Source organism: Hoyosella levis, assembly GCF_026008515.1.
GTDB classification, from domain to species: Bacteria; Actinomycetota; Actinomycetes; order Mycobacteriales; family Mycobacteriaceae; genus Lolliginicoccus; species Lolliginicoccus levis.
On sequence record NZ_BQYM01000007.1, the window covers coordinates 194215 to 219331 of the forward strand.

At 68.0% G+C, this 25117-nt stretch carries 30 protein-coding genes and 1 tRNA gene; 20 read left to right on the forward strand and 11 right to left on the reverse strand.

The window, feature by feature from the left end; genetic code table 11:
- Positions 1 to 36: 36 nt before the first annotated feature.
- Together purN and purH are read left to right on the forward strand one after the other, a co-directional pair.
- The gene (purN, locus tag QC765_RS09590; RefSeq protein WP_278314258.1) at positions 37 to 684 is read left to right on the forward strand and encodes a phosphoribosylglycinamide formyltransferase; all 648 of its coding nucleotides are present in this window, start codon (positions 37 to 39) and stop codon (positions 682 to 684) included.
- Positions 681 to 2264 (forward strand): bifunctional phosphoribosylaminoimidazolecarboxamide formyltransferase/IMP cyclohydrolase, encoded by a 1584-nt coding sequence (gene purH, locus QC765_RS09595; RefSeq protein ID WP_278314212.1) that lies wholly within the window; start codon positions 681 to 683, stop codon positions 2262 to 2264. Before purN ends, purH begins: the two co-directional genes overlap by 4 nt.
- 72 nt (positions 2265 to 2336) lie before the next feature.
- Here the strand turns inward: purH and QC765_RS09600 are convergent, their stop codons facing one another.
- The 5 genes from QC765_RS09600 to rpmB all read right to left on the reverse strand — a co-directional run bounded on the left by QC765_RS09600 (position 2337) and on the right by rpmB (position 4511).
- Positions 2337 to 3266, reverse strand: coding sequence for an AEC family transporter (locus tag QC765_RS09600; protein WP_278314213.1), 930 nt, complete (start codon positions 3264 to 3266; stop codon positions 2337 to 2339).
- A gap of 218 nt (positions 3267 to 3484) precedes the next feature.
- Complete coding sequence (rpsR, locus tag QC765_RS09605) at positions 3485 to 3742, reverse strand: 30S ribosomal protein S18 (protein ID WP_149361110.1); 258 nt, start codon at positions 3740 to 3742, stop codon at positions 3485 to 3487.
- A 28-nt stretch (positions 3743 to 3770) separates the two neighbouring features.
- A complete protein-coding gene (gene rpsN, locus QC765_RS09610; protein ID WP_278314214.1) occupies positions 3771 to 4076 on the reverse strand; it encodes a 30S ribosomal protein S14 in 306 nt (101 codons plus the stop codon).
- Positions 4076 to 4240 carry a 50S ribosomal protein L33 gene (gene rpmG / locus QC765_RS09615; protein WP_192038562.1) on the reverse strand — a complete coding sequence of 55 codons (165 nt, stop codon included), beginning with the start codon at positions 4238 to 4240 and terminating at the stop codon, positions 4076 to 4078. The genes rpsN and rpmG overlap by 1 nt, the downstream gene beginning before the upstream one ends.
- Before the next feature lie 34 nt (positions 4241 to 4274).
- Positions 4275 to 4511 (reverse strand): 50S ribosomal protein L28, encoded by a 237-nt coding sequence (gene rpmB / locus QC765_RS09620; RefSeq protein ID WP_149361107.1) that lies wholly within the window; start codon positions 4509 to 4511, stop codon positions 4275 to 4277.
- Positions 4512 to 4639: 128 nt separating this feature from the next.
- On the opposite strand from rpmB, the gene mrf reads away from it, so the two are divergent.
- The 9 genes from mrf to QC765_RS09665 all read left to right on the forward strand — a co-directional run bounded on the left by mrf (position 4640) and on the right by QC765_RS09665 (position 11401).
- Complete coding sequence (gene mrf, locus QC765_RS09625; protein ID WP_373876725.1) at positions 4640 to 5923, forward strand: ribosome hibernation factor-recruiting GTPase MRF; 1284 nt, start codon at positions 4640 to 4642, stop codon at positions 5921 to 5923.
- Positions 5923 to 6243 carry a type B 50S ribosomal protein L31 gene (locus QC765_RS09630; protein WP_278314216.1) on the forward strand — a complete coding sequence of 107 codons (321 nt, stop codon included), beginning with the start codon at positions 5923 to 5925 and terminating at the stop codon, positions 6241 to 6243. Before mrf ends, QC765_RS09630 begins: the two co-directional genes overlap by 1 nt.
- Positions 6224 to 6397 (forward strand): 50S ribosomal protein L32, encoded by a 174-nt coding sequence (gene rpmF, locus QC765_RS09635; protein WP_149361104.1) that lies wholly within the window; start codon positions 6224 to 6226, stop codon positions 6395 to 6397. The genes QC765_RS09630 and rpmF overlap by 20 nt, the downstream gene beginning before the upstream one ends.
- A gap of 74 nt (positions 6398 to 6471) precedes the next feature.
- Positions 6472 to 7092, forward strand: coding sequence for a trimeric intracellular cation channel family protein (locus tag QC765_RS09640; RefSeq protein ID WP_278314217.1), 621 nt, complete (start codon positions 6472 to 6474; stop codon positions 7090 to 7092).
- 49 nt (positions 7093 to 7141) lie between these two features.
- On the forward strand, positions 7142 to 7834 hold the full coding sequence (locus QC765_RS09645) for a response regulator transcription factor (RefSeq protein ID WP_278314218.1): 693 nt from the start codon (positions 7142 to 7144) through the stop codon (positions 7832 to 7834).
- Between the two features lie 44 nt (positions 7835 to 7878).
- A complete protein-coding gene (locus QC765_RS09650) occupies positions 7879 to 9222 on the forward strand; it encodes a sensor histidine kinase (protein WP_278314259.1) in 1344 nt (447 codons plus the stop codon).
- Positions 9223 to 9351: 129 nt separating this feature from the next.
- Positions 9352 to 10644, forward strand: coding sequence for a S1C family serine protease (locus QC765_RS09655; RefSeq protein ID WP_278314219.1), 1293 nt, complete (start codon positions 9352 to 9354; stop codon positions 10642 to 10644).
- Positions 10645 to 10724: 80 nt separating this feature from the next.
- Complete coding sequence (locus tag QC765_RS09660; protein WP_278314220.1) at positions 10725 to 11237, forward strand: MogA/MoaB family molybdenum cofactor biosynthesis protein; 513 nt, start codon at positions 10725 to 10727, stop codon at positions 11235 to 11237.
- Positions 11234 to 11401 carry a hypothetical protein gene (locus QC765_RS09665; protein ID WP_278314221.1) on the forward strand — a complete coding sequence of 56 codons (168 nt, stop codon included), beginning with the start codon at positions 11234 to 11236 and terminating at the stop codon, positions 11399 to 11401. Before QC765_RS09660 ends, QC765_RS09665 begins: the two co-directional genes overlap by 4 nt.
- A 78-nt stretch (positions 11402 to 11479) precedes the next feature.
- On the opposite strand, the gene mscL is transcribed toward QC765_RS09665, so the two are convergent.
- The 4 genes from mscL to QC765_RS09685 all read right to left on the reverse strand — a co-directional run bounded on the left by mscL (position 11480) and on the right by QC765_RS09685 (position 13904).
- The gene (gene mscL, locus QC765_RS09670) at positions 11480 to 11899 is read right to left on the reverse strand and encodes a large conductance mechanosensitive channel protein MscL (protein ID WP_278314222.1); all 420 of its coding nucleotides are present in this window, start codon (positions 11897 to 11899) and stop codon (positions 11480 to 11482) included.
- A gap of 99 nt (positions 11900 to 11998) precedes the next feature.
- A complete protein-coding gene (locus QC765_RS09675) occupies positions 11999 to 12694 on the reverse strand; it encodes an SAF domain-containing protein (RefSeq protein WP_278314223.1) in 696 nt (231 codons plus the stop codon).
- A gap of 186 nt (positions 12695 to 12880) precedes the next feature.
- Positions 12881 to 13153, reverse strand: coding sequence for an FmdB family zinc ribbon protein (locus tag QC765_RS09680; RefSeq protein WP_278314224.1), 273 nt, complete (start codon positions 13151 to 13153; stop codon positions 12881 to 12883).
- 91 nt (positions 13154 to 13244) lie between these two features.
- Positions 13245 to 13904 (reverse strand): 5-formyltetrahydrofolate cyclo-ligase, encoded by a 660-nt coding sequence (locus tag QC765_RS09685; protein WP_278314225.1) that lies wholly within the window; start codon positions 13902 to 13904, stop codon positions 13245 to 13247.
- A 161-nt stretch (positions 13905 to 14065) separates the two neighbouring features.
- On the opposite strand from QC765_RS09685, the gene QC765_RS09690 reads away from it, so the two are divergent.
- The 9 genes from QC765_RS09690 to QC765_RS09730 all read left to right on the forward strand — a co-directional run bounded on the left by QC765_RS09690 (position 14066) and on the right by QC765_RS09730 (position 23185).
- The gene (locus QC765_RS09690) at positions 14066 to 15037 is read left to right on the forward strand and encodes a UTP--glucose-1-phosphate uridylyltransferase (RefSeq protein ID WP_278314226.1); all 972 of its coding nucleotides are present in this window, start codon (positions 14066 to 14068) and stop codon (positions 15035 to 15037) included.
- Positions 15038 to 15054: 17 nt separating this feature from the next.
- The gene (gene glp / locus QC765_RS09695; protein ID WP_278314227.1) at positions 15055 to 16305 is read left to right on the forward strand and encodes a molybdotransferase-like divisome protein Glp; all 1251 of its coding nucleotides are present in this window, start codon (positions 15055 to 15057) and stop codon (positions 16303 to 16305) included.
- Entirely contained in the window at positions 16302 to 16931 is a 630-nt protein-coding gene (locus QC765_RS09700) for a GNAT family N-acetyltransferase (RefSeq protein WP_278314228.1), read from the forward strand. Before glp ends, QC765_RS09700 begins: the two co-directional genes overlap by 4 nt.
- A 128-nt stretch (positions 16932 to 17059) precedes the next feature.
- Complete coding sequence (locus QC765_RS09705; protein ID WP_278314229.1) at positions 17060 to 17785, forward strand: SepX/GlpR family protein; 726 nt, start codon at positions 17060 to 17062, stop codon at positions 17783 to 17785.
- A 132-nt stretch (positions 17786 to 17917) separates the two neighbouring features.
- Positions 17918 to 20074: a wax ester/triacylglycerol synthase family O-acyltransferase gene (locus tag QC765_RS09710; protein WP_278314230.1), complete on the forward strand. Its 2157-nt coding sequence runs from the start codon at positions 17918 to 17920 to the stop codon at positions 20072 to 20074.
- A 160-nt stretch (positions 20075 to 20234) separates the two neighbouring features.
- A tRNA-Ala gene (locus QC765_RS09715) sits at positions 20235 to 20310 on the forward strand.
- 235 nt (positions 20311 to 20545) lie between these two features.
- Positions 20546 to 21040: a nitroreductase family deazaflavin-dependent oxidoreductase gene (locus QC765_RS09720; RefSeq protein WP_278314231.1), complete on the forward strand. Its 495-nt coding sequence runs from the start codon at positions 20546 to 20548 to the stop codon at positions 21038 to 21040.
- Positions 21041 to 21383: 343 nt separating this feature from the next.
- On the forward strand, positions 21384 to 22565 hold the full coding sequence (locus tag QC765_RS16495) for a sensor histidine kinase (protein ID WP_373876721.1): 1182 nt from the start codon (positions 21384 to 21386) through the stop codon (positions 22563 to 22565).
- Complete coding sequence (locus QC765_RS09730; protein ID WP_278314232.1) at positions 22562 to 23185, forward strand: response regulator transcription factor; 624 nt, start codon at positions 22562 to 22564, stop codon at positions 23183 to 23185. Before QC765_RS16495 ends, QC765_RS09730 begins: the two co-directional genes overlap by 4 nt.
- Before the next feature lie 3 nt (positions 23186 to 23188).
- Here the strand turns inward: QC765_RS09730 and QC765_RS09735 are convergent, their stop codons facing one another.
- Entirely contained in the window at positions 23189 to 23971 is a 783-nt protein-coding gene (locus tag QC765_RS09735; RefSeq protein WP_278314233.1) for an ABC transporter permease, read from the reverse strand.
- Positions 23968 to 24888 (reverse strand): ABC transporter ATP-binding protein, encoded by a 921-nt coding sequence (locus QC765_RS09740; protein ID WP_278314234.1) that lies wholly within the window; start codon positions 24886 to 24888, stop codon positions 23968 to 23970. Before QC765_RS09740 ends, QC765_RS09735 begins: the two co-directional genes overlap by 4 nt.
- Positions 24889 to 25117: the final 229 nt, after the last annotated feature.

The following is a 25117-nucleotide window of genomic DNA, read 5'->3' on the forward strand; positions in this document are numbered from 1 at the left end:
AGGGTCGATGTGCTCGCCTGAACCAGGAGATCCGCGCTGAACCGCCTCGATCATTCCCGGAGCCCCCGCCTCGGCACCGAGGATGCACCAGCCCGCATCGTCGTGCTCGCCTCGGGCAGCGGCACCCTGTTCCAGGCACTGCTTGATGCAGCGGCGGACAGTTTTCCGGCACGGATCGTTGCGCTCATCACGGATCGCGAATGCAATGCCGAGGAACGTGCCAAGGAAAGCGGCATCCCGGTGGTCCGCATCGTGCCCGCGGACCACCCCACCCGCGAAGCGTGGAACACCGCGCTCGCCGAAGCCGTCAACCAGCATGCGCCAGACCTAGTGGTCACAGCAGGATTCATGCGCATCCTCGGCAAGTCGTTCCTCCGCGCATGCACGAGCAGCATCGTCAACAGCCACCCGGCGCTGCTGCCCTCGTTCCCCGGGGCCCACGCGGTGCGCGATGCGCTGGCCCACGGCGTGCGGGTCACCGGAACCACGGTGCATCTCGTCGACGACGGTGTCGATACCGGGCCGATCCTGGCGCAGGAAGCAGTGCCCATCAAGCCCGGGGATACCGAGCCTGGACTGCACGAACGAATCAAGGAAGTCGAACGGCGCCTCCTCATCCAGGTGGTAGCCGACGTGGTGACCCGAGGAGTGGTCATCGATGGACGGAAGGCCATGATCCCGTGAGCAACAGCACCCCACCCACCATTCCCATCAAGCGCGCCCTCGTCAGCGTCTATGACAAGACTGGCCTCGAGGACCTTGCGCGCGGGCTCGCCGAGGCAGGCGTGGAGATCGTTTCCACCGGCTCCACCGCCAAGCGCATCGCGGACGCGGGCGTCGCCGTCACCCCGGTGGAGGAGCTCACCGGCTTCCCCGAGACCCTCGACGGCCGTGTCAAGACCCTGCACCCGCGCGTGCACGCCGGGATCCTCGCCGACACGCGCAAGGATGAGCACCTCGAGCAGCTCGACACCCTCGGCGTCGAGGCGTTCCAGCTCGTCGTGGTCAACCTCTACCCCTTCACCCAGACGGTGGCGTCCGGCGCCACCGAGGACGAGTGCGTCGAGCAGATCGATATCGGCGGCCCCTCCATGGTGCGTGCCGCGGCGAAGAACCACCCCTCCGTCGCGGTTGTCGTCGACCCCGCTAAGTACGCGCAGGTCCTCGAGGCCGCGCGCGGCGGCGGGTTCAGCCTCGACCAGCGCATCGAGCTGGCCGCCGAGGCGTTCCAGCACACCGCCATGTATGACGTCGCCGTCGCGAGCTGGATGACCAGCGTCCGTGCCCGCGCTACCGCCGACAGCCCGTTCCCCTCGTGGGCCGGCGCCACCTGGGGGCGCAGCTCCGTCCTGCGCTATGGCGAGAACCCGCACCAGGCCGCGGCGCTCTATGTCTCGCCAGCGGGTGGAGGCATTGCCTCGGCCGAGCAGTACCACGGCAAAGAGATGTCGTACAACAACTACACCGACACCGACGCGGCATGGCGTGCCGCGCATGACCACGACGCACCATGCGTGGCGATCATCAAGCATGCCAATCCGTGCGGCATCGCGATCTCCAGCCTGTCCGGTAGCGGTGCCATCGCCGATGCGCACCGCCGCGCGCATGCCTGCGACCCCGTGAGCGCGTTCGGGGGCGTCATCGCCGCCAACCGCGAGGTGACGGTCGAGATGGCCGAGCAGGTCGCCGAGATCTTCACCGAGGTGATCGTCGCGCCCTCCTACGAGGAGGGGGCGGTGGATGTGCTCAGCCGCAAGAAGAACATCCGCATCCTGCGGGCCACCGCGCCCGAGCCGCGTGGCACCGAGCTGCGTGCCATCTCCGGAGGCATCCTGCTCCAGGATCGCGATGTCCTCGACGCCGACGGTGACGATCCCGCGAACTGGACCCTCGCCGCTGGCGAGGCCGCCGACGACGCCACCCTCGCCGACCTCGCGTTCGCCTGGCGCGCCTGCCGGGCAGTGAAGTCCAACGCGATCCTCCTCGCCCACGAGGGCGGCACCGTCGGAGTGGGCATGGGCCAGGTCAACCGGGTCGATGCCGCGCGCCTCGCGGTCTCACGCGCCGGAGACCGGGCACAAGGCAGCGTCGGAGCCTCCGATGCGTTCTTCCCGTTCCCTGACGGCTTGCAGGTGCTGCTCGATGCCGGGACGCGCGCCGTGGTGCAGCCCGGTGGTTCCGTGCGGGACACCGAGGTCATCGCCGCCGCCAAGGAAGCAGGGGTCACGCTGTACCTGACGGGCGCGCGTCACTTCGCTCACTAGCCGGACACTGGCACGCCCGCCACGATCATCCGCGTGGCGGGCGTTGCCGTCCCGGCGGCATGGAATTGCTGGCTAGAGGAGCACGGCGCACGCCGCGATCACCGGGACCGAGAGCACTGTGGTGACGATCGCCGAATCCCGCGCGAGGACCACCCCGCGGCCATACCAGCTGGCGAACACAAACACGTTCTGCGCCGTGGGCAGTGCCGCGAGCACCACCACCACAAGCAGCGACTGGCCCTCGAGCCCGAGCAGCCACGCGCCGATCAGCAAGGCGAGCAGCGGCTGAACGATCACCTTGATGGCCGAGGCAAGCAGCACATCGCGGCGCGGGCTCGTGCCTCGACGCAGCGCCCGCGTGCCATGCAGCGAGATCCCGAACGCGATCAGTGCGCCCGGCACCGACATGCCGCCGACGAGCTCCACGGGCTGATCGACGACCTCGGGCAGGCTGATGCCAGTGAGGGCAACGAGCATGCCCAGCGCGGCCCCGATCAGGATCGGATTGCGCAAGGGTGCCGCGATGATGCCCGCGAGGGAACGTCGCTGGAGTGGATCCCGCGTGATGATCTCCAGGATCGCAAGGGCGATCGGACCGAGAAAGACCACTTGGAACAGCAGGACCGGCGCGATGACCGCCGCATCGCCGAGCACATACACCGCGATGGGCAGGCCCAGGTTGACGGAGTTGACGTAGGACGCGGCGAGCCCGCCGATGATTCCCTCCGCGACCCGTCGGCGCAACCAGGCGCGCGCGAGCACGAAGTACAGCAGCGCTGCCAGCGAGGCCGAGGCCGCTGCGACCACAAGACCGGGGGAGAAGACGACCGATACATCAGCGTGGGCGAGCGTGTGGAACAGCATCGCCGGTGTCGCCACGAGGAAGACCAGCCGGGCGAGAACCTGTTCGCCGCCCGCGCCAAGAGCGCCCGTCCGGCCGAGCAGGTAGCCCACCCCGATGATGCCGAGGATGACCGCGAAGCCGACCGCCACTCCTGACATCCGCGCGCCCATCCTCCCCGGCTGATCCTCGGCCACTGCGGTCCGAGCGTGGTGCCATGCTAGGCCGGGAACCTGGGGCGTCGTTATGGCCTGGGTCTCTGTCTAGGGGCGCCGTCCGAAACGACAAGGTCGCCGGAAGGACCGGGAAAGCACGACTAGCCCCGGCAGCGTCGATCTGTGCTGCTGGGGCTAGGGCTGTGCTGCTGGGCCGGTTGTGGCTAGCGGCTGGAGAAGGGGAGAAGCGCCATCTCGCGCGCGTTCTTCACGGCGATAGCGACCTGGCGCTGCTGCTGTGGCGTCAAGCCCGTCACTCGGCGTGAGCGGATCTTGCCACGGTCGGAGATGAAGGTGCGAAGCAGGTTGACGTCCTTGTAGTCAACGTGCTCGATACCGGCTGAGATCAGCGGGTTCTTCTTCGTCTTGCGACCCTGGTCTCCGCCCTTCTTCTTTACTGGTGCGGTGCTCTTCTTGCCCATTTACCCTTCGTTCCTCAACGTTTGTGGTTTACCAGCTGGACTTGCTGACACCGGGGAGCTCGCCGCGGTGTGCCATCTCGCGCACGCGGACCCGGGAGAGTCCGAACTTGCGGAAGTAGGCGCGCGGGCGGCCGTCGACGGCGTCGCGGTTGCGCACCCGGATCGGGCTGGCATCGCGGGGCTGACGCTGCAGCTCGGAGACAGCGTCCGCGCGATCCTCTTCGGAGGTCGCGGGGTTGCTGATGATCTGCTTGAGCTCGTTGCGGCGAGTCGCGTACTTGGCGACGATGGCCTTGCGCTGCTCGTTGCGGGCGATCTTGGACTTCTTGGCCATCAGCGCTCCTCGCGGAAGTCGACGTGCTTGCGAACGACGGGGTCGTATTTGCGCAGCACGATGCGGTCTGGGTTGTTTCGGCGGTTCTTGCGGGTCACGTACGTGAAACCTGTGCCAGCCGTCGACTTCAGCTTGATGATGGGGCGCACGTCATTTCGCGCCATGGTGTTCCCTTCCTAGTTCGATAGCGGGGTGGTGCTAGACCTTGTCGCCACGTGCACGGATCGCGGCGACAACGGCCTCGATGCCATCCCGATCGATGGTCTTGATGCCCTTGGTGGAAACCTGGAGCGTGACGTACCGGCCTTCGCTGGGCAGGAAGTACCGACGACGCTGGATGTTCGGGTTCCAGCGACGCGAGGTGCGCTGGTGCGAGTGGGATACGGACTTCCCAAAGCCCGGCTTGCGCCCAGTTACTTGGCAGTGCGCCGACATGACTACAGACCTCTCGTAAGTGACGTTCATTTTCGACAAAGCCGACGGGACACGGTACCTTCTCGGTAAGGAATCTGACAACCATTACCGATAAGGAGCATCGAGTGACCGATCAGCGCACACCCGTCGTGCTGGTCTGCGGATGGCAAGAAGATGCTAGTCTCATTGCGCGCGCATTTCAACGCGAGGGTACCTCAATCGTCCACTATGACCTCGCAGAGGTCAAAACGGGCGTCGTCTGCAGAGCATTGACCACCACTGACGGTGTCACGTCCCGCATGCGAACAACCCTGCTCGCGGCCGCCCCTGGTCGTGCAGCGGACGCGATCCGCGAGGATCTCCTTCCCTTGTTGCGCCGTCTGGCTAGCCGGAGCCGTGTAGAGCGGATATTACTCCTCCTGCCCCCGGCCCTCGACATCGAGGACCTCCGCGAGACCATCAGCACCGCTGCCGTCGCCGGGATGATCGGCCATCGCGACGGCCCGCTCCGCGACGACATCCGCATCGATGCGGTGCTCAGCGCCCTCGACGCGAAAACCTGGCTCGCCGACGCCACCAGTGCCGAGACCCTCGCCGAGCGCGGGCTAGCTGGCTGCCCGGACGAGCGCACCGTCGCTAGCGCAGTGACCAGCTGGGCCCGATCCGCGGATGGCATCGCCGTCCTGGGCGCGCGAGCGGACCATGGCGGCCCCATCCTGGATCATCCTGGCCTCGACCATTTCCCACGCCTCGCTGCGATCCTGGACCGCCTCGCTCCCGGCGTTCCCATCGCCTGGCAGGGCGGCGACATCATCCCTGACCCCCACGCCCTGCTCGCGCTGCTGCCCGCGACCGCCAGCCGCCCGGCTGCCCCGAGCATCCACGACCCCCTGCTCGCCGCGCAGCCACCGCTCGAGGCCGACCACGGCATCCAGTGGCTCGAGTTCGGCGCGACCCGGCCCTTCCATCCGCAGCGCTTCCACGAGGCGCTCGACCCCATCCTCGACGGCACCATCCACGCGCGCGGCCGCGTGTGGCTCGCCACCGCTCCAGACGCGGTGCTCTGGCTCGACGCGGCCGGGGGAGGACTGACCGTCAGCGCCGCGGACCGCTGGCTCGCTGCGATGACCCCGAGCGAGCAGGACGCGCAGCCCGCGGATCGCACCGCGATGGCAGCGGCGCGCTGGACACCGGAGCACGGCGACCGCCATACCGCGCTCGTCCTGCTCGTCCATGACGGGCAGCCCGAGCGGATCCGGGACGCGCTCGGGGCCGCGCTGCTCACCGATCCCGAGCTCGCCGCGGGCCACGAGCTGTGGCGGACATGGGAAGACCCCTTCGGAGAATGGCACCAGGATCCCTGTGCCGGCTTCCCGGGATACGGCGCCTCCACGGGCGCAATTGACATCGACACAAGGAAAGAAGGACACTAGTGCGACCAGCCATTCATCCTGAGTATCATCCGGTTGTCTTCCAGGACGCCAACACCGGATCCATGTTCCTCACGCGGTCCACCGCTACGAGTGAGCGGACAGTGAGCTGGCAAGACGGAAACGAGTATCCGCTCATCGTCGTCGATGTGACCGCCGAGTCGCACCCGTTCTGGACGGGCGCGCAGCGTATCCTCGACACGGCCGGCCGGGTAGAGAAGTTCCGTCAGCGTTATGGCAACCGTGCCCGACCCGCGGGCGCTCGCAGGAACGCGGGCGGCAAACGAGAGGAGCTTGATAGCAATGGCAGTACCCAAGCGTAGGAAGTCGCGCGCGCGGACGCACCACCGCCGCTCGCAGTGGAAGGCCACTGCGGTCGACTTGGTGCCCGTGACCGTGGGTGGCGTGGCGACCCGGGTGCCGAGCCGCATCGTCAACGCCGTCCGCCGCGGACTGATCGACCCCGACAAGCTCTGATAAGAGCCACCTCGGGCTAGCAGCATCGTCCTAGGGCCCGCGCAGCATCGCTGCGCGGGCCCTAGGCTGTGCCTGTGCTGCTGACCATCCTGGATCTCTCTGGCATCGCTGCGTTCGCGGCATCCGGCGCGCTCGTTGGCGTTGCCAAGCGCCTCGACGTGTTCGGCATCTGCCTCGTCGGGGTGACCACAGGCATCGGTGGCGGCATCATCCGTGATGTGCTGCTGGGCATTCATCCACCCTCCTCGCTGCAGACCTGGCCGGCGTTTGCCACGGCATTGTCGGCGAGCATCCTGGCGATGTTGCTGCACCCCGAGCTGCGTCGATTGCGCGCGGGCGTCCTGCTGCTCGATGCGATGGGGGTCGGGGTGTTCGCGACCGGCGGCGCGGCCATCGCGCTGGAGGCGGGCGCCGGGCCGCTCGCAGCGATCGTGGTGGGGACCGCGACAGCGATCGGCGGCGGGGTGATCCGCGACGTGCTCGTCAACGAGATGCCCCTGCTGCTGCACCGCGATCTCTACGCCGTGCCCGCGTTGCTCGGTGCCGCGCTGATCGTGGCCGCCGATGGGATCGACATGCCGAGCACTCCCGCGCTCGCGGCGGGCGTGGCGCTTGCTGCCGGGCTACGGCTCGCCGCGCTGCGCTGGGGCTGGAACCTTCCCGTCGCCCCGCGCGCCCCGGAGACTCCGGGATAGCGCGGCGACTCTTACACATTGTTCAGGTGGGCAGTACACACTAGTGGGCATGCGGATACTCGTTGTCGATGATGATCGGGCGGTGCGGGAGTCGCTTCGGCGGTCGCTGTCCTTCAACGGCTACACGGTGGACCTCGCCGTTGATGGCGTCGATGCCCTGGAGCAGGTCGCGGCCACCTCGCCGGACGCTCTCGTGCTCGACGTCATGATGCCCCGTCTCGACGGCCTCGAGGTGTGCCGCCGTCTGCGCAGCCAGGGCGACGATCGTCCCATCCTGGTGCTCACAGCACGCGATTCGGTGTCCGAGCGAGTCATGGGCCTCGACGCCGGGGCCGACGATTACCTGCCCAAGCCATTCGCGCTCGAGGAACTGCTCGCGAGGCTCCGGGCGCTGCTGCGGCGACGCGGCGCGGCGGACGCCGACGACGGCACCGGCGAGGCGATGGAGTTCGCAGGGCTCACCATGGATCCCGTGACCAGGGAAGTGACCCGCGATGAGCGGCAGATCAGCCTCACCCGCACCGAGTTCTCGCTGCTCGAGATGCTGATGGCCAACCCGCGGCGGGTGCTCACCCGCGCCCGCATCCTCGAGGAGGTGTGGGGCTATGACTTTCCGACCAGCGGAAACGCCCTCGAGGTGTACATCGGCTATCTTCGTCGCAAGACCGAGTCGGAAGGGGAGCCGCGGATCATCCACACGGTGCGTGGCGTGGGCTACGTGCTGCGGGAGACGCCCCCGTGAGGACAGAGGGGTGGTTGCACCCCTCGCGGCGCATCGGCCGCACGATGTCCCTCCGTACGCGCGTCACCTTGCTCGCGGCGTTCGTGGTGACGATCGCGGTCGCGCTGATGGCCGGCGCGGCGTTCAGCGTTGTTGCGCGCGCGCTCTACAGCGATGTGGATGACCAGTTGCGCAAGCGTGTCGATCTGATCGTCGCGTCGCACCTGCCCGAGCGGTTCGGCAGCGATGCGGTCACCGCGGCCTCGCTGTTCTCCGACACGCTCTCGGGCACCCTGATCTATCCCGACAACACCGCCGCGCCGATGTCGCCGTTGATCGAGCTGGGCGAGCCCGAGTTCGCGGTGATCCGGGGCGAGCAGGAATCGTCGCTGCGCACCATCGGCAACCGGCGCGTCATCGCGCAGCGCTCCAACCAGGGCGCCACGCTCGTCCTTGCCCAGGACCTTGCCCCCACCCAGGAGGTTCTCGACCGGCTTGCCCTCGTGCTGCTGATCGTCGGCGGATGCGGAGTGATCCTTGCTGTGGTCGCCGGCACCGGGGTGGGCCGGACCGGGCTGCGGCCGGTAGCAAGACTGACGGCCGCCGCTCAACGGGTGGCGCGCACCGACGACCTCACCCCCATTCCCGTCACCGGCGATGACGAGCTTGCCCGGCTGACCGAGGCGTTCAACTCGATGCTGCTCGCCCTGCGCGAGTCCCGGGAGCGCCAATCCCGGCTGGTCGCCGACGCGGGGCATGAGCTGCGAACCCCGCTGACCTCGCTGCGCACCAACACCGAGCTTCTGATCGCGGCGAGCAGGCAGGGCGCGCCCGCGCTGGCCCCCGAGGACATGGAAGGCCTCCAGGAGGACGTGCTCGCCCAGATCGAGGAGCTGTCCACCCTGGTCGGCGACCTCGTGGACCTCGCGCGGGAGGACTCGACCGAGCCCGGCATGGAACGGGTGGATATCGCGGAGATCGCCGACCGGGCCATCGAGCGCGTGCGCAGGCGCCGCACCGACGTCGAGATCGACGCGTCCACCCTCGGCTGGTGGGTGTGGGGCGATGCGGGCGGCTTGACCCGCGCATTGCTGAACGTGCTGGACAATGCCGCGAAATGGAGCCCTCCGGAAGGTCGCATCACACTGCGGATGCAGCCAGGCCGCGGGCGCAACGTGGACGTGACCATCGAGGACGAGGGCCCCGGCATCCCGCTCGAGGAGAGGGCGCTGGTGTTCGAGCGCTTCTATCGCTCCGACGCATCGCGATCCATGCCCGGCTCGGGGCTCGGGCTCGCGATCGTCTATCACGTGCTGCACCGCCACGGCGGCAAGGTCACCATCGACGATGCCGACGGCGGGGGCGCGCGAGTGACCCTGAGCATTCCCGGCGAACCGGTCGAACAGTGATCCTGCTCTCGTGGCAGAATTATCTGTCCAGTCTCAGGATGCTCTCAGAGCGCCGATGCACCGTGTGGCTACAAGATCCGAACGGCGACGCCCCGGCAGCGGTCGCATGGACCATGAGGAGCTGATGTCATGAACTACGGAGCTGAAGGGGGCAATCCGCCCGGCCGCGATCCCCGGTACGGACTGGGCAACCCGCCACAGCACTATCCACCCATGGGCGTGGAGCCACCGCCCGGCAGCCCGGCACCAGGAGGAACGGGCGGCCCCTCCCCGGGGGGCTCGCCCCCGGGGGGTCCGGGCGGTCCGCCACCGGGCGACCGCCAGCCCCGAGCCGAGCAGCAGCCCCGATCGCGCGGTTCGTGGATCATCGTGGGAGCACTCGTGCTGGCACTGGCCAGCGGCATCTTCGGTGGCCTCGTGGGCGCGGGGATCGCTGGGCGCGATGGCGGCAGCGCGCAGACTACCCAGTTCGGTGGCCAGCTGCCCTCCGTGGCGGACCCGGAGGAGGAGGCGCCGCTAGGCTCGGTCCAATGGGCGGCGGAGCGCGTGCTGCCGTCGGTGGTCAAGATCGATGTGGATACCGCAGCGTCCTCGGGGAGCGGCTCCGGGGTGATCCTGAGCAGCGATGGCGTGATCCTGACCAATAATCACGTGGTGGTGGGCTCCGATGGCACCGTGGAGGTGGCGTTCAACGATGGATCCGTCGCGCCCGGCCGGGTCATCGCTGGCGATGCCCAGTTCGACATCGCTGTTGTCCAGGTCGAGGGCCGTACCGATCTCACTCCCGTCGAGATCGGAAGCTCGGGGGCGCTGAACGTGGGGCAGCCAGTGGTGGCGATCGGCTCGCCGCTCGGGTTGTCGTCGACAGTGACCACCGGCATCGTGAGCGCGCTGAACCGCCCGGTATACGCGGGTGGCGAGACGGCCGAGGAGACGTCGGTGATCGATGCGATCCAGACCGATGCCGCGATCAACCCGGGCAACTCGGGTGGCGCCCTGGTAAACCTCAATGGCGAGCTCGTGGGCATCAATACGGCCATCGCGACGCTCGGGCGCGCCGGTGGCGGCCAGGGCTCGATCGGCCTGGGCTTCTCGATCCCGATCGACCAGGCCAAGCGCGTTGCCGATGAGCTGCTCTCCACCGGTGCGGTGCGCAAGGCGACCCTGGGCGTGCTGGTGGACATGCGTGACCCGGAGCGCGGCGCGCTGGTCACCGAGATCGTTCCGGATGGCGCGGCCGAGCAGGCTGGCATCCCACCGGGGGCTGTGGTGGTCGGACTCGATGATCGGCCCATCGCGACCGCCACGGCGCTGATCGCGGCGGTCCGCTCGCAAGTACCGGGTGATGTCGTGGAGATCTCCTGGATTCCGCCCGGCGGCGGCGCGTTGCAGCGCGCTCAGGTCGAGCTGCGGGAAGGATGACAAAGCGCAACACATTCGTGGGCGAGACTGTTGACGATTCCCGTTCCGTGGCAATGGTCACGGGCATTACGGTAAGAGGTATGGAGATGCAGACATCGCCGCAGGGGCGGGCGCTCGTGGTCATTGTCGATGACGGGCACACATCGGGTGAACCGCCTGAATCTATTGGCCCGCTAGTGCGGGAGCTGCTCACCGAGAGCGGTTTCCACGTCGACGCGATCGTCGCGGTGCAGCCAGATGAGGTGCAGATTCGCAATGCACTGAATACCGCAGTGATCGGCGGGATCGACCTGGTCATCTCGATCGGTGGCACGGGCAGCACGGCGCGGGATGTCACTCCCGAGGCCACCGCAGGCGTCCTGGACCGGGAGATACCAGGCATCGCCGAGGCATTGCGGGCATCGGGGCGAGCGGACAGCGTCCAGGACGCGGCCCTGTCGCGAGGGCGTGCCGGGGTCTCGGGCAGCACCGTGGTGGTGAACTTCGCGTCCTCGCGAGCGGCGGTGCGCGATTCCATGGCGACTATCGGACCGCTGGTGTCGCACGTGCTTGCCGAGCAATCGGATTTCGACGGCGAGGTCGTGTACCGGTGAGCATTCCCGAGGATCCGCGCGAGCGTGCCCGGCAGCGGGCGAGGCTCGATGCGGTGTTCGGGGATGTCCTGCCGGAGGAGCGACCCTCGACCGGCGCACGCTCCGGGGCAGAGGACTCCCAGCTCGAGCAGTGGTTGCGGGAGAACAAGCCACCGCATCACTGAGCTGGTAAAGGCCCACGCAAACAGGTCCCGCCCTCGATGACCTCGAAGGGCGGGACCTGTGCCGCATGCGGGGTGGGATCAGGAGCGCGGAGTCTGGTCCTGCGAGGTCTGGGCCTGCAGGAGGTCGCGGATCTCGCTGAGCAGCTGGATATCGGTGATACCAGCTTCCTCGTCCGCGACCTGCTCCTTGATGAGCCGCTTCTTGGCGTGCGTGAACGGCACGATCAGCACGAAGTAGACCACTGCTGCAAGGATCACGAAGTTGATGACCGACGTGATCACCGAACCCACGTCGATGAACGTGGCATCGATCCCGGGGCGGATGAAGAACCCGAGACCATTGACATCCGTGTCCGCGCCAACGGCAGCGATGAGTGGATTGATGATGTTCTCGGTGAACGCCGTGACGATAGCGGTGAACGCGGTACCGATGACGACCGCGACAGCGAGGTCAAGCACGTTGCCCCGCATCAGGAAATCGCGGAAACCTTTAAGCATGGGGACTCCAGGTGTGTGCAGTGGATGGCCAGAAATTACTCGGCTGGAATGGATACTAGCGCCACGGCGCCCGCCATGATCCGCCAACGCGGCGCTGGCTCACCGAAGCGTCACCGTCACGATTCCCTGCGCGGCATGAGCGGCCACGGCTACAGCCTCGGCGGGGCCGAGCGCGAGCACCGCGAGCGCCCCGCTCGTCTCGCCAGCGGTGCTGGTGAACAGGACCGCGACATCCTTGGCGAGCACGCTCGCGGGCAGCTCCGAACCTGGTGGCACGGCAACGACATCGACCCGGTCGCCCGGCTGCAGGAGGCTGGTGACGGCAGGGTCGGAGAGCCTGACGGGGACCGCGCGCGCACCGGACGCGTGGCTGGTCTCGTCGACGATCCTCGGTGTCAGCAGCCGCGCGTCGGTGATGATCTCGCCCGCGCGGATCGGCGTAGCGGCGCGTGATCCGATGGCCTGGTCCTTCGTTATGAGCGCGGAAGGCGCCAGGCTTGTCGCTTCCACGGCATGCACGGCCACGTTGGCGGTGGTGAATTCCTCGCCAGCAGCAATGGCGCGGAGGGCGATCGTCGCCTTGGTGTGATCGGGCCCGCGCTGGAGAAACATGAGGAGCGCGAGCGCGAGCAGCAAGAGAGCGATGGCCTGGCGGGCGCGGTGCAGCTGGTGGGGCGCGATGGCGCAGCGGCTAGTGATCTTGTCGAGCAGGCTGGGGGAGAGGTCGTCGATCCTGTCAGGGGACCGCGGGCGCTGCCTGCGGGGCTGCGCGGGCGCATGATCTACCGGGGGCACGCGATCTCCTGGGGCTGCGGGCTGGCATGGCGTTCCCCGAGCGAGATGCTGGGCATGCTGCGCGAGGTTGATCGCAGTCTAGGGAGCGTGACAGGCCTGCTGGACCCATGCGCGCGGGGTTGTGGACAACCCGGGGTTCATCCACAGGATCGCTGCGGGAGAGCCGCGGCCGGGCAGGTGATCGTGCTAGGAGCCGGAGCTACCCTCTGTGCTGCTGCTCTTCGTGGAACTCGTCGACGAGCTGCTATTCGAGGAAGCGGATGCGTTTGCCGAGCTCGCGGAGCTGCGGCTATCGGTGCGGTAGAAGCCGCTGCCCTTGAACACGATGCCCACTGAGTTGAACAGCTTGCGGAGCTTGCCATCGCAGCGGTCGCACTCGGTCAGCGCGTCATCGGTGAACGACTGGACGATGTCGAACTGGTGATCGCACGCTGTGCAGGCGTAGGAGTAGGTGGGCATCGGGGACCTCCATGAGGACAGGATCAGCTGTTAGCACTCTATCGCGCGGAGTGCTAGGAGTGGTAGTGGGCCGCGCTAGCCGTTGCGGCGATCACCTTCCTCCAGTGCCCTCAACGCCCACGGGCAGCCGTATATGCCCGCCCCCGGGCGTGATCACTCCATCCATGCGCACATCGTGCGGATCGGCGGGCAAGCTCGCCACCAGCTCCTTGTCGCGAACCACTGCTACCAGCGGTGGCCGCCGCGCGAGCGCCCCCAGCGCTCGGTCGTAGAATCCAGAGCCCCGGCCCAGCCGCGTGCCCATGCGATCGACCGCTAGCGCTGGAACCAGGACCACGCCGCACTCCTGCACCGCGCGCGGCCCGAGCAATGGGCCGTCGGGCTCCAGGATCCCGTACCGCGCTTCCCGGAATCCCGCCGCGCCGCTGAACCGGGACCAATCGAGAGCCTTGCCCGGCCGCATCACCGGCAGGATCACCTCGAACCCGGCCCCGGCCAGGGCCTCGAGAATCAGGACCGAGCCCGGCTCCGTTCCCGAGGGGGCATACGCGGCGATCTCGCTTCCCGGAGCAAGAGACCGGGCCACCGCTACGGCGTGCACCGCGAGTTGATCCGCCTCGTTGGCATGCACGGACCGGGGCAGGGTTGCGCGCTCGTGAACGAAAAACGTACGCCACGCGGACTTGCCGTGTTGCTTGCGCGGATCAGGGCGGAACCCCGGATGATCGGTGTTAGTAGCATCACCAAGCATGGATAACCTCGGTATTCATCTCGCACACTTCTAGCGGGCCGGCGTTTTCCCATGCGCGGCATCTCTGCCAGTTCCACAATAGGCATGACGACAGGCACGTGACGACATGGCAGTGTGCAGCACGAACAGGCTTATACGCGAGCAGAACAATGAGGTGGAAGATGAGTGACGTCGGTGCGGGTCCCGCGAAGCCGTTTCGCACAGCGATCGTTCCCGCGGCGGGGCTCGGGACGCGCTTCCTGCCCGTGACCAAGACGGTTCCCAAGGAACTCCTTCCGCTCGTGGACACGCCTGCGATCGAGATCGTGGCGAGCGAGGCTGCCGAGGCCGGCGCGGAGCGACTCGTCATCATCACCTCCGAGGGCAAGCAGGGCGTGATGGCCCACTTCATCAAGCACGACGTGCTCGAGGGCACCCTCGAGGCCCGGGGCAAGCACGCGCTGCTCGACAAGGTCCGCCGGGCCCCCGCACTGCTCGATGTGCAAGCCGTCGTCCAGGAGAAGCCCCTCGGCCTCGGTCACGCCATCGCCTGCGCCGAGGCTGTCCTCGACGACGACGAGGATGACATCGCCATCCTCCTGCCCGATGATCTCGTGCTGCCCACCGGCGTGCTCAGCAAGATGGCCGCGGTGCGCGCCCGGCATGGTGGCAGCGTCATCTGCGCCATCGAGGTCGAGGCCAAGGAAGTCAGCTCCTATGGCATCTTCGACGTCGTTCCCACCGGCAACGACGACGAGGCCGACACCGTCCTCAAGGTCACCGCGATGGTCGAGAAGCCCGCCCGCGAGGACGCGCCCTCGAACCTCGCCGCGGCGGGCCGCTACGTGCTCGACCGGGCCATCTTCGACGCGCTGCGCCGCATCAACCCTGGGGCGGGGGGCGAGCTGCAGCTGACCGACGCCATCGAGATGCTCATCGAGGAAGGGCACCCCGTGCACGTGTATGTTCACACGGGAAGCCGACACGATCTCGGAAATCCCGGCGGCTTCATCAAGGCTGCGGTTGACTTTGCTCTCGACGACGAAGAGTATGGTCCGCCGTTGACGCAATGGCTGACCGAGAGGCTTGGCCTCCCCTCCCTGCCGGGCCTCGTTCCCACTTCGGACGAGGACCCAGGCCCGGAAGGGGACTGACCGGAAGGAAGGGGTCCATGCGCACGGTCGAGGAGCAGCACGCTCGTATCGCGGAGGCGGCCGTGGAGCTGGAGCCACAGCGAGTCAGCATCGCCGACGCGCGCGGGCTCGTGTGCGCGGAGGAAGTGACAGCCCGCAGGCCCCTGCCTGGGTTCGATCAATCCGCCGTCGACGGCTACGCGGTACGCAGCATCGACATCGCCGAAGCTGGCCCGGACCACAAGGGACAGTTCGGCCAGCCAGCGGATCTCGCGCTGCCCGTGGTCGGCGAGATCCGGGCCGGAGCCAGGCAGATCCCGCGGCTCCAGCCCCAGCAGGCGGTCCGGGTCGAGGCCGGGGCGCCACTGCCCGCGCTCGCTGACGCCGTCGTGCCGCTCGACGGCACCGATGGCGACCGCACGAAGGTCGCGATCTATAGCCCCATCAAGCCAGGCACCAACATCCGGGAAGCCGGTGATGACGTGCGCGTGGGCGATGTGGCGGTCACCGAGGGCACCTTGATCTCTGCCGCGCATGTGGCGCTGCTCGCCTCCGTCGGGCGCACCGACGTCCTCGTCAGGTCCCGGCCCCGCATTACCATCATCGCGGTGGGCCCAGAGCTGGTGGACATCGCGTTCACCCCGGACACGGGCCAGGTGTACGACGTCAACAGCTACGCGCTCGCCGCCGCCGCCACCGAGGCCGGTGCCATCGCCAACCGTGTCGGCATCATTGATCCCTACGCGGACGCGGTGCGCTCAGCCATCGCCGAGCACCTGCCGCAATCAGACATACTCGTCATCACCGGGGGAGTGGGCGGCCGAGCCTCCGACACCGTGCAGGAGGCGCTCCTCGATTTCGGCAATATCGAGATCAGCCGCGTAGCGATGCACCCCGGCGGCGTCCAGGGCTTCGGGATGCTCGGCGACCGCAAGGTGCCCACCTTCCTGCTGTCCGAGCTGCCCACCAGCGTGCTCGTCGTCTTCGAGATCATGGTGCGGCCCCTCGTGCGCGGCATGCTTGGCCGCCCCGACCCCTACCGCCGCCGCGTGAAGGCGCGCACGGTCAATGACTTCACGTCCGAGCCTGGCGTGATCGGCTACGTGCGCGGCAACCTCATGCGGGATAGCGGCGGCAAGTACCACGTGCGCGCCCTCGGCGCGGTCGACGGCGCGAACCGGCTCGTGCACCTAGCGGACGCGAACTGCCTCATCGAGCTCGACCCGGGCACCACTCACGTCGGGGCGGGGGAGATCGTGCACGTGGCGTTCCTGGCGCAGCGCGGGTGACGCAACCGGGCTGGCCGGCTGTTGTCGGCCCCATCACCACGGCCGCGGGCACGATCCTCCTGCGGCCTGTTCGGCTCCGGGACGCATCGCACTGGAGCCGGCATCGCCTCGACGACGAGAACTATCTCCGGCCGTGGGAACCTACCGGCGAGGGCGGCTGGATCCCGCGCCACCGGGCAGGCAACTGGCCCGCGGTCTGCATGACCCTGCGGGCGGCCGCGCGCAAGGGCACGATGATGCCGTTCGCCATCGAGGTCAACGGCGAGTTCGCTGGCCAGCTCACCGTTGGCAATATCGTTCGGGGGCCGTTGAGCTCGGCCTGGATCGGCTACTGGGTCGCGCGCTCGATGGCGGGGCAGGGCATCGCTACCGCCGCGCTCGCGCTCGGCGTGGACCACAGCTTCACAGCCAGCCACCTGCATCGCCTCGAGGCGACGGTGCGGCCCGAGAACCATGCCAGCCGCACCGTCCTGCGCAACGTGGGCTTCCGGGAGGAAGGACTGCTGCGCCGGTACCTGCACGTCGATGGTGACTGGCGGGACCACACCCTCGTGGCGCTTCTCGCCGATGAACTGCCCGACAGTGCTGCCTCGCGCATCGTCCGCATGGGCAAGGCATCATGGTGAACTCTTAGAATCCCCGCTCGGCGCGTCGCGCGTTACCCAACGGTGATCCCACCTAGCCTGTCCTCGAGGCGTCAAGCACTGTTGACGCGAACGTCCTGAGCTTGGCAGCAAGAAGGGAGCCCGTGCTCATGCCGAATTCGTTCCTCTGGTTGGGACTCGTGGCACTCTCGCTGTTCGTGCTCGTTCCCATGATGGTGAACACGCGCGAACCTGTCTTCCGGGCGGGCGACCGTGCCTTCGCCACCAGGGTCCTGCATTATGGCGGGGCACGACCACGCACCGAAAGTGCTGCCGCGGCCGCGCCCATCACGAGTGGCGCCATGCAGGCACACATCGAGCTGAACACCAATCCCGGGGAGGATCGGATGGCAATGCGCGATACGAGCAGTCACGGCGGGGCAGCGGCCGGGCCGTCCGAGGAGGAGCTAGCGCGCCGTCGCGGCCGCGGCGGCTTCGACCCGGAGGCCGATGCGCTAGCGAGCGCCGCGCGGTACCGGTTGCGCCAGCGCATCGTCGTTGGGCTGGCCGCGACTGTGGTGCTGTCCGCCGTTATCGCCCTCATCGTTGTGTCGGCGGCCTGGTACTTGACTATCGCCAGCATCATCGCCCTCGGCGGCTACCTGATGTACCTGCGCACCCAGGTTCGCATCGAGCAGGATATCCGCGAGCGCCGCATGGCCCGACTGCGTGGCGAGCGTTCCCTGCGTGACCCGCGCGCTGCCGGGGGCGATCCCAATGGCCTGGACCCCCGCGACGCCGAGTATGTCGCCTTCGACGACGAGGACCCCGAGTTCGATCCCGTCGGGGACTATGACGAGCCCGGCTACCAGTACCACCCCGGCCAGGCGCGCTAGCCTGCACTTGCCCCTGGCACGGTTGTGATCCAGGCCAATGTTTCTCCAGCAGCGTGATGCGACACACAAGCATTACGGGCCGGTCACCGTTCAGCGATATGCCGGAAACACGGCACGCGAACACTGGAGTGCATGGAATGGGAACGCATCAGTGACACTGGACAGATCTGGCGCGTGCGCGTGCAACTCGTGGACCGGCCAGGAACCCTCTCGGCCCTCACCGCGCGCCTCTCCGCGCACGAGTGCAACCTGCTGGCGGTGACCGTCCTGCCCATATCGGGCAGTGACACCTCCGAGGCAAACGTCGTCGACGACTTCGTCCTTCGCGCCCCTGCCAGCATGACCGCGGATCACCTGCGCGAACTCGTGGAATCGGATTCCGTGACGTGCTGCGGGCTCACTGCGGGCAGCGTCAATGACCTCGTCGACCCCGAGACCACCTTGCTGCGCCTCGCTCGCGCTGCGTTTTCTGGAAAGATCACCATTCCCGAGGCGACCCGGCGATTGCTCGGCGCTGACTCGATGCAGCCCGTCGACCGCACCGCGCAGGCTCCCGAACAGGCCATGCTCGACGCCACGGGCCACATCGCCACCATCGCGACGGGAGGAAGCACAGCGCGATACACCCGAGCCTGGGCACCCTACGTCGATGGCGAGCTTGCCCGCGTCGAAGCGCTGCTCGAGCTCGTCGCGCCCGTACCGGAGACGGCTCGCAAGACGGAGGCTACCCGCGTTGCGCCCGTGGAGGCAGAAGCGCCAGAGGTGGAGATGCCGCCTGCCACCACGCTCGCCACGCCGCGGGTCCGCCAGCTCTCCAGCCTCGACGTCCAGTTCCTCAACGCCGAGACGCCCACTACCGTCATCCACGTCGGCGGCCTGACCATCCTCGACCCCAGCGAGCTGCCCGGCGGGCTTCTGACCGCGCCCGCGCTCCGCGACGTCATCGCCAGCCGTCTCCACCTCGTGCCACCCCTGCGCTGGACTCTGCGCACCGTGCCCCTCGGCATCGACCTGCCCTACTGGGACGATCAGCAGCCCGTGGACCTGCACTACCACGTGCGCGCCATCGACCTGCGCCACGAAGGCGACGGTTGCACGAGCGATGCGGCACTGCGCGAGCTGGTCTCCCGCCTCGACGCCACGCACCTCGACCGCAGCAAGCCGCTGTGGGAGGCCTATCTGATCACCGGCCTCGACGGCGGGCGCCAGGCCCTCTATACAAAGGTGCACCACGCCGTCATCGACGGAGTATCGGGCGCCGAGGTCATGGCCGCGGTCATGGACCTCACTCCTGAGCCTTTCGCCGTGCCACCGAGCACAACCCACGGGCCCGAGTACCTCGCGCCCCGCGCTCTCCGGCTGCTCGGCCACACCGCCCGCCGCGCCGCCACCAAGCCCGCCCGCCTCGCCCGCGCCGCCCGCACCATCGCGCCCCATATCGCCGACGTGCCCGGCATCATGGCACTGCCCGGTGCTGATCGAGTCGCGCGGGCAGCCAGCCGCAGCACCACGGGCGCGCAGCCCGAGCGGCCCGGTGCCCCGCCCATGACGCCGTTCAACCGGCGCATCACCGCGCGCCGCAGCATTGCCACCACCAGCATTCCACTCGCCGACATCAAGACCGCCAAGAACGCCTGGGGATGCACCGTCAACGACATCGTCATGGCACTGTGCACCACCGCCATCCGCCGGTGGCTCAGCGACAACGATGCGCTGCCCGCCAAGCCGATCGTCGCCTCCATGCCTGTCTCCGTCCGCACCGCCGAGCAACACGGCACCGCCGGCAACCAGATCGGTTTCATGCCCACGATCCTGCCCACCCATGAGCCCGACGCGGCCCAGCGCATCACCCACCTCACCCACGGCATCGCGGCCGCCAAGCAACGATTCGCCGACGCGCCCGCCACCCTCCTGCACCATGCGACCGAGGCGCTCCCGCAGTTCCTCCACGGCGTCGCTTCCCGCGCCGTCTTCGCCACCGCTGGCGTCGCCGCGCCCCCGTTCAACCTGCTCATCTCCAATGTGCCCGGTCCGCAGATGCCGCTCTACGTCGCCGGGGCCAAGGTGCTGCACAACTACCCCGTCTCCGTCATCTCCGACTTCACGGGCGGGCTCAACATCACCGTCATGTCCTACAACGGCAACATCGACTTCGGGCTCGTCACCTGCCCCGACCTCATCCCCGACATCGACACCCTCGCTCGCCACCTCCATGACGCGATGGCCGAGATCCTCCAGCTTGCTGCCGTCGGTGCGTCGGGAGCGGCGGCTGGGGCGCGGGTGCGCTGAGAGTGGTGTTGCCGTCGCGGGGAGCGGCGCGCGGCGTGGTGCCGGGGAGCGGCGCTGGGGGTATGGCGCTGGGTGCCGCGCTGGGGGCATGGCGCTAGGTGCAGCGCGTCGATTTCCACACCCGGCGCAACGGCTGCTAAAGTTCCACACGACACAACCTGGGGCTATAGCGCAGTTGGTAGCGCGTCTCGTTCGCATCGAGAAGGTCGGGGGTTCGATTCCCCCTAGCTCCACCAGTGTCAACGCAGGCCAGGGCCGTTCCGGTGATGAACCGGGGCGGTCCTGGCCTGTTTTTGTGCGCTAGTGGGGAGCTCCGGGGCCTTCTGGGTGAATCTGCCAGCTGATGTCACTCGACACGCCGCGACACGCTCCCGCATGCGTGACATGAGCTAGCAGATTTTGCGGGGACGGGCGCTCGGAGTTCGAGTCCGCCAACCGATGCAAGTAGGCGAATCGCGTAGCGTCGACGATATGGGCACAGCACAGCATTCCCAGGAACCGTCGCTGCCAGCACGACCAACGGGCTTGCGCAGGCTCGCGTTCCGGCTGCCGATCATGCTGTACAAGCTCCGGCTCGGCTTTGTCCTCGGGGAACGGTTCATCCTGCTGCGCCACACGGGGCGCAAGTCCGGGCGGCTCCATGAAACGGTAGTGGAGGTCGTGGCGCACGATCCCGACGAGGGCTCGTGGACCGTCGCGGCTGGATTCGGTCCGAAGACTGATTGGTACCGCAATCTGAGGAAGCAGCCAGACACTACGGTTCAGGTTGGCAACCGGGAGTTCCCCGTGGTGGCAACATTTCCCGACGAGGAGACCGGCGGCGAGATCATGGTCCGGTATGCCCATGCCCACCCAGCAGCTGCTAAGCGGAGCACTGCCTTCCTCGGGCATTCAGGCGACGCAACCCCAGAGGGGTATCGGCGGCTCGGTCATGCGATCCCGTTCGCAATCTTCAAGCCCGTCTAGCAAGGCTTGCAGTCGTTGGCGGCTCCAGCGCGACAGTGCGGATGCGTGAGCTGCGCCGGTGACATCCTCTGAGATCGCCTTGCGCGGGGCATGGGCGCTCCGGTCGCGCTCGCGGATTGCTGGTTCAGCGGCGCGCGATGCTGCTATCCCACCTGCCCGCCACTGCGGCTAGCCGGGTGCTAGCAACATGGTGGCTCGTTGCGGCCCCGCTGTTTGTGGGTGGCCCCTTCTGGGTGAATCAGCTAGCTGATGTCACTCGACACGCCGAGACACGTGCCCGCCTGCGTGACATTAGCTAGCAGATTTCGAGGGGACGGACGCCCGGAGTGCGAGACTGGGCGTCGTGAATATTGCTAGCCAAGCCACGGATTGGTGGCGTGCCCGCTCGCCGGTGGAGCGCATCACCGTCTACATGGTGTGGCCGTGGTACCTGGTGCTCTGGATGCTTCCGCTGCTGTGGGTGGGAACGGCCTGGTTCGTCGCGCCGAGGCGGGATTGGTTGCTCTCCGCGCTGGTCATGGTGGTGCTGCTCGGCTTCGCAACAGTGGTGTTCCACGGCGGGATGCAGCAGCGCATCCACCCTGATTCGCCGGTGACGCGCGCGCCGTGGCGGTGGGCGACGGTGCTGCTTTTCGTGGCGGCCGTCCATTTCGCGGTGCTGGCAGTGGTGGGCGAGGGCGATGAGGACTGGGTGCTCGCGCATTTCTGGAGCGGCATCTTCGTCGTGGCGATCGCGCTGGGGCCATTGTTGCGGCAGCGCATGGCCGCTGTGGTGGGCCTGGTGGGCGCGGTCGCGGCCTTCGTCGTGGCGGGAACGGTTGGTTTGGCGGTCGCGGCAGCGGTGCTGGCGCTGGTGATGGTGCTGCTGGTGCATTCGACGCTGTGGCCGATCGATGTGATGCGGCAGCTCGAGGAATCCCGCGCGCGGGAGGCGGCGCTGTCGGTGGCGGAGGAGCGGCTGCGGTTCTCCCGGGACGTGCATGACGTGGTGGGGCGCGCCCTATCGACGATCGCCATCAAGTCGGAGCTGGCGGCGAAACTCGCGGATCGGGGTGATCCAGCGTCGGCGGCGCAGATGCGCGAGGTGGAGGGCATCGCGCACGAGTCGCTGCGGAGCGTGCGGGAGCTCGTCCGCGGGTACCGGACGATCGATCTGGACAGGGAGGTCCGGGGGGCTCGCGAGCTCCTCGAATCCGCCGGCATCACAACGACCGTCGAGGGCGGATCCCAAAATGTTCCGGACCTTGTGCGGGAATCCGCGGCGTGGGTGGTGCGCGAGGCAGTGACGAACATCCTGCGGCACTCGCACGCCGGTAGCTGCCGCATCGTCATCGGGGTGGAAGGCGTGGCCATCACCAACGATGGCGCGGCCGCAGGGTCGCGGGCCACCGAGGGAGTCGGGCTGACGGGACTGCGCGAGCGCCTGGCTACCGTGGGTGGAGAACTGTCCATCCGGCGCAGCGAGAACGAGTTCACAGTCGCGGCCCGGTTCCCCGGCTCCCGCTCGATGGGGGAGGCGCGATGACCAGCAACGAGCGCGTGATCAAGGTCCTGCTCGCCGACGACGAGAACCTGATCCGCAGTGCCCTGGCCGCGATGCTGTCGCTCGAGGATGATCTCAAGATCATCGCCGAGGCCGCCGACGGGACCGAGGCGCTGGCGAAGGCCCGTGCGCTGAGCCCCGATATCGCCGTGCTGGACCTGCAGATGCCAGGCCTCGACGGTGTGGAGCTCGCCGAGCTGCTCACGCGCGAAGTACCGGACTGCCGGACGATCATCGTCACCAGCCACGCCCGCCCCGGCTACCTCAAGCGGGCCCTCGCCGTGGGGGCGCGGGGGTTCCTCCCGAAGACCGCCACCGGAGCCACCCTGGCCGACGTCATCCGCCGCGTCGCCGATGGTGGCCGCTACGTGGACCCTGACCTTGCCGCGGATGCCATCAGCGCCGGTGACAGCCCGCTGACACCGCGTGAGGCCGATGTGCTCGACGCCGCGGCGGACGGCGCCCCGATCGAGGAAGTGGCCCGCCGCGTCTCGCTCGCGGCGGGCACCACCCGCAACTACCTCTCCTCGGCGGTGACGAAGCTCGGTGCACGGAACCGTTTCGATGCCTGCACCATCGCCCGCCAGCGCGGCTGGATCTAGGACCTACGCGCGCGGCTCCCACCGCCACGTTGCCCGTGCAAGCCACAGGCCAGCACCGATCCACACCACGGTGGACAGCACATCCACCAGGACGATCGGCATGCCCAGCGCGGCCGGAGCAGAGGCGAGATCCGCGCCCATGCCGCGGGCGAGCAGGTCCGCGACGCCAGAGAACGGTGCCAGCAGCAGCCACGATCGTGCCTCGGCCTCGATCAACGGCTGCAACGCGAGCGTCGGGAACGCCACGCTCACCAGCAGCACCGGGATCGTGGTGAACTGCACCGACGCAGCGCTCGTGGAGAACGCGCCCGTCGCGATGCCACCAATGATGCTCAGCATCACTACGCCCACCAGGCCCGCCAGCAGCAGAGCCCAGCTCTCGGGCGCCGGTGCGCCCAGCAGCGTGAAGGCACCCAGCACGAGCGCGCCCACGACCATACCGATCACCAGGTACGGCGCGGCGAGAGCCAGCACCATCTGCACCGGCGACAGCTCCGTGGTGCGCAACGCCTTGAACACATGGGACTCGCGGCGCACCGCGATCACGATCGCCAGCGCCGAGGCCACCGACATCGTCACCAGCACCGGCGTGGTCGACGCGACCATCGTGCCCCACACCGCGCGATCGTCAGACTCCACGACCGTCGCCAGCAGGATCGCCATGACCGGGCCGAACGCCAGCATCGCCAGCACCATCCGCTGCTTGAATGTGTAGCGGACCTCGAACAGTGACATCCGGGCAACCCGCTTCGCCGGGCTCAGTGGGGCTATTGTTTGCGAGCTCATGCCTGACCTCCTGCGATCTGATGGAAAACCTCATCGAGCGAAGCGGGATTGGCGCGGATCATCCCGAGCTCCACCCCCGCCTCGTCGGCCTGCTGCAACAGCCACAGCATCGACCGCTGCTGGTCCGCTGCCTCCACCACCACCGTCGGCTTGCCGCGCTGATCACCGACCGTGATCGACACGCCCGCAGGCGGTCTCGGGCACCACCCGGGCGGCGCGGAAACCACCTCCGCCACCACGCGCGCCGGACGGCTCGCCAGCACCTCCTCCAGCGTCCCCTCCACGGCGAGCACGCCCTCATGCACGATGCCGACCCGGTCAGCGAGCTGCTCCGCCTCCTCCAGGTAGTGCGTCGTCAACAGCACCGTCGACCCCGCCGCCTTCAGATCACCAATGACCCGCCACATTCGCTTGCGCGATTCCGGATCCAGGCCGGTCGTCGGCTCATCCAGGATGATCAGCTCCGGGCTGCCCCACATCGCCAGCGCCAGATCCAGCCGACGCCGCTCGCCACCCGACAAGCTCTGCACCGCAGTGCCCGTCTTGTGCGCGAGATCCACGCGCTCGAGCACCCGTGCGGCATCATCGCGCCGCGACGACAAGCCAGCATGCAGGTTCACCGTCTCCCGCACCGAGATCTCGCCGAAGTGACCACCCTGCTGCAGCACCACGCCAGTCCCGCGCCGCACCACATCAGGCTGCTCCCGCGGATCGCGCCCGAACACCCGGACAGAACCACCCGACCGATGCCGGAAACCCTGCACCGTCTCGAGAGTGGTCGTCTTGCCCGCGCCATTCGTGCCCAGCAGCGCGAAGCACTCGCCGCGCACCGCCCCGAACGAAACGCCGCGGACCGCCAGGAAGTCGCCATACCGGCACTCCAGCGAATCCACCTCCACAACCAGTTCACTGTTCATGACACTTATCGTCTTCGGTTGCCGGGTTTCGCAGTAGAGCAGCGCATCACGAGAAAGTGGGAGGAATGCACGGGCGAGGCGTGACAGGTGTCATGGGGTGGGGGTGTGCCGTGCGCGAATTTGCTAGCTGATGTCACGCGACACGCCGCGACACGGTCTGTTTGGCGTGACATTAGCTAGCAGATGCTGGGGGCAGGTGAGCGGGGAGCCGGTCGGGCGCCTCATTTGT